This is a genomic window from Paraburkholderia sp. DD10 (genome assembly GCF_049177125.1).
Taxonomy (GTDB): domain Bacteria; phylum Pseudomonadota; class Gammaproteobacteria; order Burkholderiales; family Burkholderiaceae; genus Paraburkholderia; species Paraburkholderia terricola.
Window position 1 is genome coordinate 329,534 of record NZ_CP185392.1, and the last position, 15,907, is coordinate 345,440.

Below are 15,907 nucleotides of genomic sequence, written 5' to 3' on the forward strand. Positions count from 1 at the left end.
TCGCGCCGGCCTGAGCGGATGAGTGCCGCGTCGCAGGCCAGCGCTTGTTGCGTGCGACGGATAGGCGATGACGCGGCCTCTGTTCAGCTGCTTGCGGCTACCGCTGCAATTGCGCGGCGTAGGCGTTCGGCCTCGGCGCGGCTGACGTTCGGCGTGGTCATGAATTCGTGTGTTCGGTTTGCGGCAAGGGCTTCATGATGGAGTAATTTGCGTCTAGATGCAAATCATTCTCATTTGGAGGGTGTTCGACGGCTCGTTGCCCTGCAACTAACTGTCAGCCCCGCCAGGCGTCCACGGATATGATGACGAAGCGGCCGTTCCACACGCCCGCCGCAATCGGTCTGCAGACAATCGTTGTCTATCGCGCCAGCCAATGCCGACAAAATCAATCGACACCGCATCGACCTCCACCGCCATCGAAACGGCCCAACGTCTGCCGACGCTGGCGCTCGCCGCCGCGCTATCGCTCGGCAGCGCGATAGCGCTCGGGTTCGCCCGCTTCGCTTACGCACTGCTGTTGCCGTCGATGAAACTCGACCTCGGCTGGAGCTTCGCCGAAGCCGGCGCGATGAATACGGCCAATGCGCTCGGCTATCTGCTCGGCGCGCTGGCTTTTCCACGGCTTGCGCGCCGCTGGTCGGCCGGCGCATTGTTCGGCGCCGGTTGCATCGTCACGGCGTTGCTGATGGCCTGCAGCGGCCTGCTCGCCGATACGCATTCGCTGCTCGTCTTGCGCGTGATCACCGGCGCAAGCAGCGCGGCGATTTTCATCAGCGGCGGCGTGCTGGCGGCGCGGCTCGCATCGGCGAGACCACGCGATGCGGGGCTCGTCCTCGGCTTGTATTACGGCGGCACGGGATGGGGCATCGTGGCTTCATCGCTGCTCGTGCCGCTGACGATCTTCAACGTCGCGCACGGCTGGCAGTTCGCCTGGTTCGCGCTGGCCGCGGCGTGCATGGCGTTCTCGATCGTGGCGATAGGCGCGGCCAAAAAAATCGAAAGCGTGCACGCGACAGTGCATACGGCAGCGCAGTCGGCCAACGCCGCGGATGCGCCGCGTTGGCCGCGCTTCATTGCCGCGCTGGCGGGCTACACGTTGTTCGGCGTCGGCTATATCGGCTACATGACCTTCATCGTGGCGCTCCTGCGCAACGCGGGCATGAGCGCGTCGGTCGTGACCGGCTTCTATCTGCTGCTCGGCGTGGCGACGGTGGTCTCGGCACGCGTATGGTCGGGCTTGCTGGACCGCATGCGCGGCGGCCAGGCGCTCGCGGTGCTCAACGCACTGCTCGCGATAGCGACGCTGTTGCCCGCGCTGTTCGTGCAGCCGTGGGTGGCGTTCGTCTCGGGCGTGCTGTTCGGCGCGACGTTTCTCTCGGCCGTTGCATCGACCACGGCTTTCGTGCGCCACAATCTGCCCGCGAGTCACTGGGCCAAGGGCATCAGCGCATTCACGATCGTGTTCGCGTTCGGACAGATCGTCGGGCCGATGGTGATCGGTTGGGTATCGGACGGTGCCGGTCTCGCGCGCGGTTTGATCTATTCCGCGCTGCTGCTCGCGGCCGGCGCGGTGCTCGCCGCGTGTCAAAAGCCGTTGCGTGAAGTGTGAGCCGTCGTTTCAAACCTGCACGGAAGGAATGCTCTTCATGCAGCGCAGCGCGAACATCGAGCGGCTGTGACGAATGCCGGCGATCTTGTAGAGCTTCTCGCGCAGAAAGCGCTCATAGCCCGCTGTGCCGTCGACCGCCACTTTCACCAGATAGTCGTAATCGCCCGAGACGAGATACGCTTCGAGCACTTCGGTCAGCGTCGCCAGTTCGGCGCCGAAGCGGGCGAGGGCGTCATCGTCGTGGCGATCGAGCGTGACCTCCAGCAGCACCACGTCCGCGAAACCGAGCTTCTGCTGATCGAGCAACGCGACATAGCCGCGGATATACCCCTCGGTTTCCAATTGACGCGTGCGATTCCAGCACGCGGTGGTCGACATGCCGACCAGTTCCGCGAGTTCGGCATTGCTCAGGCGCGCGTTCTTCTGCAGCTCGCGCATGATCTTTCGATCCTGGTTATCCAGTGGACGATTACGGGCAGTCATGGCATTTTCGGAAGCTTGTTCAGATAAATGCCATTCTAGCGGAAGATCGTTCTAATACCCGCCGATGCGTCAACTGCTTTAAGAAGCCTATCCAGCCCGCGTCCAGGTATATTTTCAGGGTGCATTCGTGCTCGGAACAACCAACTGGTCCGCAAGGCGACAAGCCTGCGGCGTCGCGGCCACAAGCCGCGCTCCGGTGTTCTCGCTGCTTTTACCCAAGGCGGCACGCGGGCGAATTCCGGCATCGACCCTCGCCTGAAGACGGCGCTCGCCGGGCATGGACGCATGTTCCTCGCCGCTGTATGCGGAAGGAAACAGGAGAAGAAACGCCCGCATGCGGACGTCGAGAAATGCGCGGCGACGTAAAGACGTGGCGCCGCGCCAGGACCCTCTTCGGACCCACTGCGTGGGTCGAGCGTTAATGGAAAATGAGGTACAGGATCACCAGTACGATCAGCGGAACGCCGAGAAGCCAGCCGAGTAGATAAGGCATGATGGTTCTCCTTGTGGAAGTTTGAAGACGCTCGTAATTCAGCATCTGTCGTGCCCGACATATCCGCGCCCACAAACCCTTCTCGTACAAGAAGCGAAAGCCTCGCACCTCAAGGCAAATTCTCCCGTAGAACGATACTGAATTGCACGGGCTTCACATCGCTCATCGCCTCGCGTTTGTCCCGCACGTTGCGGAAAATCCGCAGACAATTTCCCACCATCGCTTGCGGCGTTTGCGTAATCAACGCGTCCATCGTTCCGTCGATCAATAGCGCTCGCGTATCGGGCGTCAAGCCGTGACCGACGAACAGAATCTTCTGCTCGGAACGCGCTTCGACAATTGCGCGCGCAACGCCATCCGATCCCCCGCCGCTGTTGTAAATGCCGGCGAGATCGGGATGCTGCTCCAGTAGCTTGCGCGTCTGCATGTAGTTGCGCTCGCTGTCGTCGTGTCCTTCGCGCAGTCCGATCACGCGCACTTGCGGAAAGGTCGATTCGATCAGATGCAGAAAGCCGATCTCGCGTTCTTCATGCCCGCGATAGTTGAGGCTGCCCGCAAGCATCGCAATCTTGCCGCTCGGCCGCGGCCCCATGAAACGCCCCAGCAGCAACGCGGCCGTGCGTCCGGCGGAACGATTGTCGATGCCCACATAAGCGAGCCGCCGCGCATTCGATAGATCCGAAATCAACGTGATCGCCGGCACGCCCTGGTCCGCGAGCGCATTCACCGCGTCGCGCACCACGGGATGCTCGAGCGCCATGAACACCACGCCGTCCGCGCGTTGTCCGTAATGCAGCAGACGGTCGGCCAGTTCCCTGGGATTGAAACTCTCGACGTAATGCACCCGGCACTTCATGTCCAACGCGTTCCACTGAGCGTGAGCGAAGTCGATATAGTCGCCGAGCATGCGCAAGTAGCGATTGGTGCCGGCAGGCAGCAGAAACGCTATACGCATCGGTTTGGAAGCGGACGCGGCAGGCGCGCCAGGCGCGAGCAGATAGCCGAGTTGCGCGGCCGCGTGCATCACGCGTTGCGCGGTGACGGCGCGCACGCCTTCGCGGCCATTGAGCACACGATCCACGGTGGCGGTCGACACACCGGCGGCGCGCGCAATGTCGGGAATGCGGGCGCGCGCGGCGGCGGTGAGGTGAAGCGGTTCGGACATGGCAGTCCTTCGCAGGGGAAGTCCATCAAAAAACATCAGGTTCGCGGTTTGACAGCGGTTGCCGCGCACGCCTAGTCTTGCAGCTATCACGCGACGACTCAACACCAGCGACAGGAAATCAAGGCGTTGTTCAGAGCGATGAGGGTTTTTGATGGATTCGACAGTCACATCAATTATAAGCAAGGAGACACTCAAATGACCAATCTCGCGAGACGCACGCTGCTGCGTGCCGCGGCCGCCGTACCGGTGGCGGGCGCGCTGGGCTTTCCGTCGATCGTGCGCGCTGCGTCCGGCCCGGAGTTCGTGTTCAAGTACGGCAACAACTTGCCCCTCACGCATCCATTGAACGTGTGCGCGCAGGAAGCGGCGAATCAGATCAAGGAGGCGTCCAAAGGGCGCATGGAGATCCGCATATTCCCCAACAACCAGTTGGGCGGCGATACCGACATGCTCGCGCAGGTGCGCAGCGGCGGCATCGAGATGTTCACGCCGTCGGCGCTCGTGGTGTCGACGCTCGCGCCATCCGTTGCGATCAACGCGGTCGGCTTCGCGTTCAGCGACTACAACCAGGTATGGAGCGCGATGGACGGCAAGCTCGGCGCCTATGTGCGCGCGGCGATGCAAAAAGCCGGTCTCGAATCGTTCGAGAAGATGTGGGACAACGGCTTCCGTCAGACCACCACCAGCAACGGCCCGATCACGAGCGCGCAGAACATGCGCGGCCTGAAGATTCGCGTGCCGGTGAGCCCGCTCAGCATCGACATGTTCAAGGGTCTCGGCGCCGCGCCGACCAGCTTGCAATTCAGCGAAGTGTATTCGTCGCTGCAAACGCATATCGTCGATGCGCAGGAGAACCCGCTGCCGATCGTGCAAGTCGCGAAGCTCTATGAAGTGCAGAAGTACTGCTCGCTGACCAATCATATGTGGGACGGCTACTGGTTCGTATTGAACCCGCGCGCCTGGCAACGCTTGCCGAAAGACCTGCAAGGCATTGCGAGCGACGCCTTCAATCAAGGCGCGTTGAAACAGCGCGAGGATGTGCGCAAGCTCAACGACGCGGCTATCGCCGATCTGCAAGGCAAGGGCCTTGCGATCAACCGTACCGCGCCGGATACGTTCCGCGCGGCGCTGCGTCAAGCGGGCTTTTACGCGCAATGGAAGGGCAAGTTCGGCAATGAGGCGTGGGACCTGCTCGAACAATCGGTCGGCAAGCTCGCTTGAGTTCGGCTTACGCCAGCGAGCACGAGCGGTGAGTGCGCAAGAGACGAAGCGCGGCGGCCCGTCGCGAGGAGACTTCAGGATGTCGAATCACGCATTGAATCCAGCGGATGCAGCGGTTGCGCTGCCCGCGGCGAGCACGCCGCGCCGCTGGCTGAGCAGCTTCGATCGCGGTTTGATCGCGCTGGTGGAAGCCTGTGCGGCGGCGCTGCTCGCGATGGAAATGGTCGTCATGCTGGCGGGCGTGGTGAGCCGTTACGCGCTGCATCAGCCGCTGGTGTGGTCGGATGAACTGGCGGGGATTCTGTTCCTGTGGCTCGCCATGCTCGGCGCGGTGCTGGCGTTGCGGCGCGGCGAACATATGCGAATGACGGCGCTGGTCAGCCGCTTGTCGCCGCGGCGGCGCGCATTCGTCGATACGCTGGCGATCGCGGCGTCGATTGCGTTGCTCGCGCTGTTGATCGTGCCCGCGTACAACTATGCGTCCGGTGAGGCGGCGATCGTCACGCCCGCCTTGCAGATCAGCAACGCGTGGCGCGCGCTCGCGTTGCCGGTCGGCGCCGCGCTCATGCTGCTGGTCGGCATGATTCGTCTCGCGCAGGTGAGCCGCGCGCGCGACGTCGTGATCGTGCTTGCGATTGCCGCGCTATTGGGTCTCGTCGCCGTATTCGCCGGGCCGTGGTTCCAGAGCCTTGGCAAGATCAATCTCGTGATCTTCTTCGTCGGCGTGGTGGCGATCGGCATTTTTTCGGGCGTGCCGATCGGGTTTTCTTTCGCGCTGGCCACGTTCGGCTATCTCGGCCTCTCGACTTTCACGCCGCTCGAAGTGGTGGTCGGCCGCATGGACGAGGGCATGTCGCATCTCGTGCTGCTGGCCGTGCCGCTCTTCGTGTTCCTCGGCTTGCTGATCGAAATGACCGGCATGGCGCGCGCGATGATCGAATTTCTCGCGAGCCTCGTCGGTCACGTGCATGGCGGTTTGTCGTTCGTGCTGATCGGCGCGATGTATCTGGTGTCGGGCATCTCCGGTTCGAAAGTGGCGGACATGGCGGCGATTGCGCCGGTGCTGTTCCCGGAGATGAAAAAACGCGGCGCGTCGGAAGGCGATCTCGTCGCGCTGCTCGCCACCACCGGCGCGCAAAGCGAAACGATTCCGCCGAGCATCGTGCTGATCACGATCGGCTCGGTCACGGGCGTGTCGATCGCCGCGCTCTTCACCGCGGGCATGCTGCCGGGCGCCGTGCTCGCGCTGATTCTGTGCGTGGTGGTGTGGTGGCGCTACCGCAACGAAGACCTGAGCGGCGCGCAGCGTTTCAGCAAGCAGCAGATTGCGCGGCTATTCGTCGTGTCGCTGCCGGCGCTGGCGCTGCCGTTCGTGATTCGCATGGCGGTGGTCGAAGGCGTGGCGACGGCGACCGAAGTATCGACCATCGGCATCGCCTATTCGATGCTGATCGGTCTGCTGGTCTATCGCCGTTTCGAATGGCGGCGGCTCGGCCGCATGCTGGTGGATGCGGCGACTTTGTCGGGCGCGATTCTGTTCATCATCGGCTGCGCGACCTCGATGGCGTGGGCGCTCACTCAATCGGGTTTCTCGCAGGACCTCGCGCAATGGATCGCTGCGATGCCCGGCGGCGCGTACGGTTTCCTCGCCGTGTCGATCGTCGTGTTCGTGATGCTCGGCAGCGTGCTCGAAGGGATTCCCGCGATCGTGCTGTTCGGTCCGCTGCTGTTTCCGATCGCGCGGCTCGCGGGCGTGCATGAAGTGCACTACGCGATCGTCGTGATTCTGTCGATGGGCGTGGGGCTTTTCTCGCCGCCGTTCGGCGTCGGCTACTACTCGGCGTGCGCGATCAGCAAGGTCAATCCCGATGCGGGCATTCGCCCGATCGTCGGCTACATGGGCGCGCTGATCGTCGGCCTGATTCTGGTCGCGGCGATTCCCTGGATTTCGATCGGGTTTCTCTAGGCTTTCTTCACAGGTTCGACACTCGGGCGCTGCATTGCCGCCGCGCCGGGGCGTCGCTCGTCCTTTAAAAACTGGCAGCAGCGGGAGAGTTTCATGAGTCGTTTCTTTGGCGAGATTCGTCAGGCCGGGTACGTGGTGCGCGATATCGAGGCCGCGATGGACTACTGGAGCCGCGTGCTCGGCGTGGGCCCGTGGTTCTACAACGAACGCGTGCCGATCGAGAACTACATGTATCGCGGGCAATCGTACGAGGTGCACAACTCCGTGGCGTTGGCGAACTCGGGGCCATTGCAGGTCGAACTGATCCAGACGCGCAACGACGCACCCTCGATGTACCGCGACTTTCTCGCCGCCGGCAACACCGGCTTGCAGCACAACGCATACTGGACCACCTCGTTCGACGCGGACCTCGCGCGCTTGCGGGAGCAGGGCTTCGAGGTCGCGATGAGCGGCGAGGTGGGCCGCAACGGGCGCTTTGTCTACTTCGACACCGAGGATCATCCGGGTACCGTCATCGAACTCTCGGAGATCGCCGGGCCGAAAGGCAGGCTGTTCGACATGATCTACGCGGCGTCGCGCGATTGGGACGGCCGTGAGCCGGTGCGCCGCTTTCCTGATCTGAACGCGCTATGAACGCCACGCTGCAACGGAACACCGTTCACGACGACACGCTCGAAGCCGACTACCTGATCGAGACGCCGCTCGATCCCGCCCGCGTTGCCGACGTGATGGCGGGCGAGCAGTCGAGCGGCACGTTCGTGCGGGTCGCCAACGAATCGGATGCGCTGCGCGCACGCAGCCGCGCGGGCGTGCTGCGCATCGAGGAACTCGAACCCGCGTCGCAACCCAGCTTGCCGAGCGCATGGCTCGCGCGCCAGGGCACGCCGGGACCGTGGCGTCGCGCGCGCGTGACGCTGTCGTTTCCGCTCGCCAACATCGGCGCGAATCTGCCGACGCTTGCCGCCACCGTCGCCGGCAATCTGTACGATCTGGGCGAGGTCACCGGCATGCGGCTCCTCTCGCTGCGCTTGCCTGTCGCCTATCGCGCGCGTTTCGAACTGCCGCGTCATGGCGTGGCGGGCACGCGCGTGCTGACCGAAGTGACGGGCGGGCCGATGATCGGCACCATCATCAAGCCGAACGTGGGCTTGAGCGCGGCGCAAACGGCGGCGCTGGTGCGCGAGTTGTGCGAAGCGGGCGTCGATTTCATCAAGGACGATGAAGTCTGCGCGAACCCCGCGCATGCGCCGCTCGCCGAGCGCGTGCGAGCGGTGATGGCGGAAGTGCGCCGCTACCGCGAGCGCAGCGGCCGCCGCGTGATGGTCGCGTTCAATATCACCGACGGACTCGACGCGATGCGCCGTCATGCGGAACTGGTCGAGCGTGAGGGCGGCACCTGCGTGATGGCGAGCATCAACTGGTGCGGTTTTTCCGCGATAGAGGCGCTGCGCCGCGCCACGCCGCTCGTGCTGCACGCGCACCGCAACGGCTACGGGATGATGTCGCGCGATCCGGCGCTCGGCATGTCGTTTCAGGCTTATCAGACGCTATGGCGTTTGACCGGCGTGGATCACATGCACGTGCACGGCCTCGCCGGCAAATTCGCGCAGAGCGACGCCGAAGTGATCGAGTCGGCGCGCGATTGCGCCACGCCGCTTGCGTCGGGTTGCGACGACCCGGTGCTGCCGGCGTTTTCCTCGGGCCAGTGGGCCGGCACCGCGCAAGCCACGTTCGACGCGGTGCGCTCCACCGACTTGCTGTTCATGTCGGGCGGCGGCATCCTCGCGCATCCCGATGGTCCGGCGGCAGGCGTGACGAGCGTGCGTCAGGCATGGGCGGCCGTGCAGGAACACACGCCGTTGCCGGTGTTCGCGGAGCATATGCCGGAACTGCGGCGCGCATTGGCATTTTTCGGCGGGCGAGCGTGAGCGAGGCACAGGTCATCAAAGAGAGCAGCGACTCGCGCCGGTTGCATGGCAACGGTCCGCATTACGCCTTCTATGGCGACGACTTCACAGGCGCGACCGACACGCTTGCGCATCTCGCCCGCGCCGGTCTGCGCACCATGCTGTTCTTCGCGCCACCCGATGCCGCGCGTCTTTCGACGCTAGGCCGTCTCGACGCGCTCGGCGTTGCCGGCGCGGCGCGGACGATGTCGCCGGCTGAACAGCAAGCGGAGCTGTCGCGCGCCGGCGCCGCATTTGCCGCGCTCGGCGTGCGCGTGATGCACTACAAAGTGTGCTCGACATTCGATAGCGCGCCGGAGATCGGCAGCATCGGCGTGGCGATTCGCACGCTGCGCGCGCACTGCGCGAATCCGCTCGTGGCGGTGGTCGGCGGGCAGCCGAATTTGCGGCGCTATTGCGTGTTCGCCGAACTGTTCGCGGCGGCGGGCGCGGACGATCATCAACAGTCGATCTACCGGATCGACCGTCATCCGACGATGAGCCGTCATCCGGTGACGCCGATGCACGAAGCGGACTTGCGTGTGCATTTGCAACGGCAGGGCGTGGAAAACGTGCAATCGGTCGATTGGCGCTGCTACACGGCCGGCGATGCCGCGTTGCAAACCGAGGTGCGGCGTCGGCTCGATTCGAAACCCGACGCATTGCTGTTCGACGTGCTCGACGACTCGCATCTGCACGCGATTGGCCGCGTGATCGCGCATCACGCGGCGGAATCGGCGCCCTTGCTCGCGGTAGGCGCGAGCAGCGTCGCGCAGGCTTATTCGCTGGCGCTGGATCCGCGCGCTGAACATCAACACGCCGAAGCGCGCGAGCACGTAACGCTGGCGCGCGCACAAGGACCGGTGTTCGTGCTGGCAGGCAGCCTCTCGCCATTGACCGAAGTGCAGATTGCCGCCGCGCATTCGTATCTGCGCGTGGAACTGGACCCGCTGCAAATGACCGGCGATAGCGCGTCCGACTATCTGGCAACGCGCGCCGCGGCGATAACGGGACCATTGCGCGACGGACGCAACGTCCTCGCCTTCACGACGCGCCGTGCCGAACACACGGCAGGCGCGTTGCCGCGGCTCACGCACGCATGCGCCGCGCTGCTGCAACAGGTGCTCGGCAACGCGCACTTGCGACGCATCGGCATTGCGGGCGGCGATACGTCCAGCTTCGCCGTGCGCGCGCTCGGCGCCTGGGGCTTGTCCTATCTCGCGCCGCTCCCGGCAGGCGTCACCGTATGCCGCCTTCACGCCGACCGTGCTGAACTCGACGGCATGGAGATCATGCTGAAAGGCGGACAGATGGGCGACGCGGATCTTTTCGAGCAACTGCTCGCCGGTGTCGACGGCGAGAAAGCACCTGGACGTTAGCCGTTGTCGGCGAACTCCGGATAAAGCGTCATGCCGCCGTCGACGAACAAGGTCGTGCCGACCACGTAATCGCTTTCATCGGAAGCGAGCCAAACGGTGGCCTTGCCGATATCGTCCGGGTTGCCGACGCGACCGTAGGGAATCAACTGAAGCAGCCTGTCCTGCTCGGGCTTCGACTCCCAGGCGTCCTTGTTGATCCGTGTGCGAATCGCGCCCGGCGCGATCGAATTGACGCGAATGCGCTCGGGCGCCACTTCTTGCGCGAGGGATTTCATGAACATCAGCACGCCGCCTTTGGACGCGGCGTAATTGACACGCCTCGCCCAGGGAATCACTTCGTGCACCGAGCTCATGCAGATGAGCTTGCCGAGCGCTTTTGACACGGGCCGTGGCCCGCGTCGCCGGAATTCCTTCACGGCTGATTGCGCCGTGAGAAATTGCCCGGTCAGATTGGTCGCCAATACCGTTTGCCAGTCTTCCAGCGTCATCTCGGCAAATGCGCTGTCTCTCTGCAAGCCCGAATTCGCAACCACGATATCGACGGTGCCGAATCGCGCGCGGCACGCATCGAACATGCTCTCGACCTGATCGCGATCGGCCACATCGGCCCCAACCGCGAGCGCTGCGCCACCCGCCTTTTCAATCTCGTCGGCGAGCTTTTCGGCTGATTCGGCATGGGTGTGATAGTTCAGGACCACCGCCGCGCCCGCGTTCGCAAGCGCTTGTGCAACGCCGTATCCAATGCCGGAACTGGCGCCGGTCACCAGCGCAACCTGATTCTCGAGTAGCTTTTCCATCGCATTCTCCGGCTTCGCCATGTGAATTCAAACCGGCAATCGACATGGCAAAGCCGCCGGATATCGATGCGGCGACCTGCATCGACAGCGGCGGCCGGCCTGGTTCGAAGTATCGAACCGGGCGTTTCGATCGGGCTATATCACCCCGGCGACCAGCAGCACGATCACGACGATGAGCACGACGCCGATACCGCCGGTAGGCGCATAGCCCCATGAACGGCTATGCGGCCAGGTCGGCAGTGCGCCGAGGAGGAGAAGAATCAGCACAATCAGAAGAATGGTTCCCAGCATGTTAAAGACCTCCGCTTGGTTGACGGACCTTCTTTCACGACAGCCACGCAAGGCGCGCCCTCGGGGCGCCTGGCGAAAGGCGGCATCGATGTCGTGATTGAGCAAGGCGCGTGCCCAGGAGGGATGTCAAAACGGAGCCGTTTGAAGTCGATACGCCGCGACATCCATTATTGACGGGCGGTCTGACGCCCCTGCGCGTTTGCTGGCGCAGGGGTGTTTCCAATTGCGGACATCTCGCGCGTCCTACAGGTAGGACCCTTTGATGCGGCCTTCGAAGATGGCGGTGTTGATTTCCCAATCGTCGACCTGGCCCAGGCCGCCCTTGTCGACGGTGACGACAACCGAACGGCCGCCGTGCAGCGCTTTCATCTGTTCGGCGGTGAGCGTGTCGTCGTGGGCGGGGTCCGCTGAACGCGGCAGGTCTTTGATGATGACAGTGGATTTCATGGCGTTACTCCAGAAAGTGGACGGGCGAGCACGATGCGGTGCTCAGCCTGACTTCTGCAAGGGCTATGCCATTTTGCGTGCGGCCGGCGCGGAAAACACGGGCGGTTCGGCAACGCGCGTCCTGTCTGGGCGGCGCGAGATGACCCCGTCAAACGCCGCGTTCGATCGACCCGGGATTGAATCGGAGTGTGCGGCGCGGTCCCACAGCTCGCGCGCCGGTTGTTGGCTGGCGGCGCTCCATGCGGCGGTTGCGGATGGCGACCGGATGCGAGGGATGCGAAGGATGCGAGGAACGCGGGCGCACACGCGCCCGCCGCTCAAAACGCGAACGGCACGCGCATCGAGCGCGTGCCGTTGCGGACAACAGTGGAATCGAAGTCTAGTAGCGGCGCAATGCCCTGCGCTGCATCGCCGCCGTGACAACCGTCTGGTGCGCGGCGGGAAAGCCGGGCGGATATTCGACGACGCGCGCCGAGGCCGGCACGAGTGGCACCGCGCCATTCAATCGCGCACCGATGCGTGCTCCGCCAACAATGGCGGCCATCGCCTGGCGGTCGAGTTCGACGCTGTCGGTGAGATCCTTGATCATGAGCTTGGCCATGAGGGCTCCGGAGAAATGCCGAGCGGGCGGCCGGTGCGATTGTCCGGTCGCCGCTTCGATATGTCGTTAAGTGTGCGGTGGTCTCGTCGCACTATGAGTATAGGAAATCTGCTTGCAGCGCGCCGCTTCATTATGAAGAGGCGGCAGTAGGGAAGCCCCCGGTCCTTCGCTACCGCACGCCGTCACACGGCAGCGAAGTTGCCGCCAAAGAGTTCCGGGCTGACGTTCAGGTGCAGCGGCACCACGCCCGCGCCGATCACGCCGATGTTGTTGAGCGCGGCGACGTTGACGGTCTGGAACTGGGTGAGGTTCTGGTTTATCGCGACGTTGACGTTGGCAATGGTGCCGAGGCCGGCCACGGACGGCAGACCGGGCGTGCCGGTGCCGCCGGCCACCGCCGACATGGCACGGCGGTCGAGATAACAGGTGCGAGACAGATCGCGAATCATGAGGGATGACATGGTGAATCTCCAAGGGTGCGCGGAAGACGGGCGTGGACGACGCGAGGCGAAGAGACCCGTGAGCACGGGCGCTTCGCCTCGTCGTGCTTTACACGTGGATGTTGTTGCTCGACGTGATGCTCGGATCGATCGTCGAATGGATGCCGGCGGCGAACGCGACGTTGTTGCCGTTGGCGTTCTGGATGTCCATCGACGTGTTGATCAGTTGCGTCGCGTCGACCTTCTTGCTGTTGTTCGGGGCGAAGACCGGGCTGAAGTTGTAGTACGAGGTCGAGGGACCGAAACCGCCGCGCACGGCGCTCATGGCTTTGCTGTCGAGTTGTTCGGTGATGGACAGGTCTTTGATCATCAGTGCGTTCATGGTAAATCTCCTGGAAGAAAAAATGAGAGTTTTGCGATTGGGTTCGAGCAACTTGTCTGCTCGAGTGTCACTAATGCACGGCCTGTGCCAGTTTTATTCTGGCATCCAAAGAAAGTTTGCGCAGGCTTGCTGCATGGGGCTTTCGAGCCGCACTCACGCGTTCGAGCCGATCCATGGACGCGCTTCCGCCTCTCGCTACTGGTGGGAGGCGCCCGACAGACCACCGCATGCTGTTGGATGCCGCGCGACACCGTCACGGCGCGCACGCAGCGGGGCAATCCTGGTTTGCGAAAGCGTGGGCCGGGGGCTAGTATCGAAGCGGCACATGTAACTGGTTACGACAGGTTTTCTATCAGCCCGAGCGGTTTCGGTCGCATGCGATCCGGCCCAACGGCAGCGGCGGCGCTTCGCACAAATGGCTAGCCTTGCGCGTGTGATTCACGACTTCCAGAGCGGCGAGCTGTCGCGTGACGAGCTCGTCGCTCAACTCGACAGCACGTTGACGACCGAAGGTCTCGGTCCCACGCAGCTGCTGGAGATGCTCGGCACGGCGCATCGCAAGACACCGCTCCCCGAGGATCTTTACGCGGAAGTGCGGCGGCGCATCGAGCAGTTGCGCGTCTCGAACGTGGCCGCGGGCGGCGAGGAAACCGGCATTCAGACCACGGTCGATATTCCGTCGGCACGCTCCGCAGGCGCGGGCCAAAAGCCGGGTGGCGCAAGTACGCCGGGCGCCGCGAATCCTCCCGGCCACGACCAGATCAAAGGCACCGGCGACACGTTGAACAACCGCTTCGTGCTGGAGGAATGTCTCGGCGTCGGCGGCATGGGCACGGTGTACAAGGCGCTCGACTTGCGCAAGCTGGAGGCGTCCGATCGCAAGCCGTATCTCGCGGTCAAGGTGCTCAACGTGCAGTTCCGCGGCAATCCGAATTCGCTCGTCGCGCTGCAACGCGAGGCGCGCAAGGCGCAGGTGCTCGCGCATCGCAACATCATCACGGTGTACGACTTCGACCGCGACGGCCCGATCGTCTATCTGACGATGGAGTACCTGAGCGGCAAGCCGCTCAGCCAGTTGCTGCGCACGCCGGGCTATCAAGGCATGCCGGTGCGCGCCGCGCTGCCGATCGTGCGCGGCATGTGCGGCGCGCTCGCCTACGCGCATGAACGCGGCTTCGTGCACTGCGATTTCAAACCCGCCAATGTATTTCTGACGACGAACGCCGAAGTGAAGGTGATCGACTTCGGCATTGCCCGCGTGTTCCAGCGGCCGGAGGAGGAGAGCGACGCCACCGTGTTCGATCCCGGCAGCCTCGGCGCGCTGACGCCGGCGTATGCGAGCCCGGAAATGATCGAGCATCGCGAGCCCGATCCGCGCGACGATATTTATGCGCTCGGCTGCATCACCTACGAGTTGTTGACGGGCCACCATCCGTTCGACCGTTTATCGGCGACGCAGGCCCGCAACGCCGACTTCAAGCCGCAACGGCCGCCGAACCTGGACGCGCGACAGTGGCGCGCGTTGCGTGCCGCGCTCTCGTTCGACCGCAACACGCGCATGCCGAGCGTGGTGCGCTTCATCGCGGAGTTCGACAACGAAGCGCGCGCGGAGAAGTCCGGCAAGCTGGCGAAGGTGGGGCTCGCGGGTTTCGCGGTGGTATGCGCGGCGGCGGTCGGCGTGTTCGCGCTGCGCTCGGCGCCGGATCGGCAGAAAGGCGCGCAGCCGGTCGAGGGTGCTTCGCAGGCGTTGGCGGATCGGGCGGCTTCGTCGTCGTCGAGTGAGGCTGCAGGAGGTAAGGTGGAGCCCGCGCCAGCGGCGACGGTAGGGTCCACTGCGGGGTCCACCGCGGGGTCCACTGCGGGTTCCACTACGGAGCCCACCGCTGGGTCCGCCGCCGCACCGGCCTCGCCACCCGTTGCAACACCACCCGCTCCCAAACCGGCGCTGACGCTCGCCGCCGTCACGCCGGTACTCGCGCAAGTGCCGTGTTCGGCGCTCGCCGCTTCCGCGCAGGACCACGCGTTGACCGTGCGTGGCTACGTGTCGCAACGCCATGGCGCTGCGCGTCTGAAGGACACCCTCAGCGCCTTGCCAGGCGTCGATACCGTCGCGCTCGAAGTCGAGCCGGTTGCCGACGACAAATGCGACACCGTCAAGGCGCTCGCACCGTACTGGATTCACAACTGGCAAGCCGGCCGCGTGGCGGCGCTGCATGTGCGGCCGCCCGGCGGACAGTTGAGCGAAGGCGACTCGCTCGTCGTCGACGTCACCACGCCCGCCTACGATTCCTACGTGAACCTCGACTACTACCAGCTCGACGGCAACGTCGTGCACATGGTGCCGAGTCCGCGCGCGAAGGATAATCAGGCGCCGCCGCGCTATGCGGCGACGGTCGGCAGCGCGGGCGACTGGGTGATTTCGAAACCGTTCGGATCGGAGATGGTGGTGCTGCTCATCACGCCGGCGCCGCTATTCGACAAGCCGCGTCCGGAGAGCGAATCGCGCGCCGATTATCTGCGCGCGCTCGATGCGCGGCTCGCGCAGATCGCCGGCAAATATGGGCAGGAGCGGATCGTCGCCGACTTCGCGCCGATCACGACGAAGCCGCGTGCGCCGTGAGCAAGCGCGAACCCGGCGCGCCCGGATTTCGCCGCGCGCCGATGATTCGAGCCGCAAATCGCCCGCC

General features: G+C 64.3%; 15 protein-coding genes. 7 read left to right on the forward strand and 8 right to left on the reverse strand.

Annotated elements, in window-relative coordinates:
* The first annotated feature begins 373 nt into the window (after window positions 1–373).
* Window positions 374–1,609: a YbfB/YjiJ family MFS transporter gene (locus ACOCG7_RS01580; protein WP_421376590.1), complete on the forward strand. Its 1,236-nt coding sequence runs from the start codon at window positions 374–376 to the stop codon at window positions 1,607–1,609.
* A gap of 9 nt (window positions 1,610–1,618) precedes the next feature.
* Here the strand turns inward: ACOCG7_RS01580 and ACOCG7_RS01585 are convergent, their stop codons facing one another.
* Together ACOCG7_RS01585 and ACOCG7_RS01590 are read right to left on the reverse strand one after the other, a co-directional pair.
* Window positions 1,619–2,092 (reverse strand): Lrp/AsnC family transcriptional regulator, encoded by a 474-nt coding sequence (locus tag ACOCG7_RS01585; RefSeq protein ID WP_073428750.1) that lies wholly within the window; start codon window positions 2,090–2,092, stop codon window positions 1,619–1,621.
* A 602-nt stretch (window positions 2,093–2,694) separates the two neighbouring features.
* A complete protein-coding gene (locus ACOCG7_RS01590) occupies window positions 2,695–3,750 on the reverse strand; it encodes a LacI family DNA-binding transcriptional regulator (protein WP_421376593.1) in 1,056 nt (351 codons plus the stop codon).
* Between the two features lie 195 nt (window positions 3,751–3,945).
* On the opposite strand from ACOCG7_RS01590, the gene ACOCG7_RS01595 reads away from it, so the two are divergent.
* From ACOCG7_RS01595 to ACOCG7_RS01615, 5 genes are all read left to right on the forward strand, one after another.
* Window positions 3,946–4,971 (forward strand): TRAP transporter substrate-binding protein, encoded by a 1,026-nt coding sequence (locus ACOCG7_RS01595; protein ID WP_421376595.1) that lies wholly within the window; start codon window positions 3,946–3,948, stop codon window positions 4,969–4,971.
* Window positions 4,972–5,050: 79 nt separating this feature from the next.
* The gene (locus ACOCG7_RS01600) at window positions 5,051–6,937 is read left to right on the forward strand and encodes a TRAP transporter large permease subunit (RefSeq protein WP_421376597.1); all 1,887 of its coding nucleotides are present in this window, start codon (window positions 5,051–5,053) and stop codon (window positions 6,935–6,937) included.
* Between the two features lie 93 nt (window positions 6,938–7,030).
* Window positions 7,031–7,570: a VOC family protein gene (locus ACOCG7_RS01605; protein WP_083082120.1), complete on the forward strand. Its 540-nt coding sequence runs from the start codon at window positions 7,031–7,033 to the stop codon at window positions 7,568–7,570.
* On the forward strand, window positions 7,567–8,865 hold the full coding sequence (locus ACOCG7_RS01610; RefSeq protein ID WP_083082122.1) for a ribulose-bisphosphate carboxylase large subunit family protein: 1,299 nt from the start codon (window positions 7,567–7,569) through the stop codon (window positions 8,863–8,865). The genes ACOCG7_RS01605 and ACOCG7_RS01610 overlap by 4 nt, the downstream gene beginning before the upstream one ends.
* Complete coding sequence (locus tag ACOCG7_RS01615) at window positions 8,862–10,262, forward strand: four-carbon acid sugar kinase family protein (RefSeq protein ID WP_227470522.1); 1,401 nt, start codon at window positions 8,862–8,864, stop codon at window positions 10,260–10,262. The genes ACOCG7_RS01610 and ACOCG7_RS01615 overlap by 4 nt, the downstream gene beginning before the upstream one ends.
* On the opposite strand, the gene ACOCG7_RS01620 is transcribed toward ACOCG7_RS01615, so the two are convergent.
* The 6 genes from ACOCG7_RS01620 to ACOCG7_RS01645 form a co-directional block, all read right to left on the reverse strand.
* The gene (locus ACOCG7_RS01620) at window positions 10,259–11,059 is read right to left on the reverse strand and encodes a glucose 1-dehydrogenase (RefSeq protein ID WP_083083037.1); all 801 of its coding nucleotides are present in this window, start codon (window positions 11,057–11,059) and stop codon (window positions 10,259–10,261) included. The two genes, ACOCG7_RS01615 and ACOCG7_RS01620, sit on opposite strands and share 4 nt — an antisense overlap.
* A 135-nt stretch (window positions 11,060–11,194) precedes the next feature.
* Complete coding sequence (locus ACOCG7_RS01625) at window positions 11,195–11,350, reverse strand: DUF3309 family protein (protein WP_073428744.1); 156 nt, start codon at window positions 11,348–11,350, stop codon at window positions 11,195–11,197.
* Between the two features lie 243 nt (window positions 11,351–11,593).
* Window positions 11,594–11,797, reverse strand: coding sequence for a hypothetical protein (locus ACOCG7_RS01630; RefSeq protein ID WP_073428743.1), 204 nt, complete (start codon window positions 11,795–11,797; stop codon window positions 11,594–11,596).
* Between the two features lie 379 nt (window positions 11,798–12,176).
* Window positions 12,177–12,398: a hypothetical protein gene (locus ACOCG7_RS01635; protein WP_073428742.1), complete on the reverse strand. Its 222-nt coding sequence runs from the start codon at window positions 12,396–12,398 to the stop codon at window positions 12,177–12,179.
* Between the two features lie 182 nt (window positions 12,399–12,580).
* Window positions 12,581–12,859 carry a hypothetical protein gene (locus tag ACOCG7_RS01640; protein ID WP_073428741.1) on the reverse strand — a complete coding sequence of 93 codons (279 nt, stop codon included), beginning with the start codon at window positions 12,857–12,859 and terminating at the stop codon, window positions 12,581–12,583.
* A gap of 88 nt (window positions 12,860–12,947) precedes the next feature.
* Entirely contained in the window at window positions 12,948–13,220 is a 273-nt protein-coding gene (locus ACOCG7_RS01645; RefSeq protein WP_073428740.1) for a hypothetical protein, read from the reverse strand.
* Window positions 13,221–13,635: 415 nt separating this feature from the next.
* Here ACOCG7_RS01645 and ACOCG7_RS01650 point away from each other — a divergent pair, with 415 nt between their 5' ends.
* A complete protein-coding gene (locus tag ACOCG7_RS01650; RefSeq protein WP_114163982.1) occupies window positions 13,636–15,840 on the forward strand; it encodes a serine/threonine protein kinase in 2,205 nt (734 codons plus the stop codon).
* Window positions 15,841–15,907 lie beyond the last annotated feature (67 nt).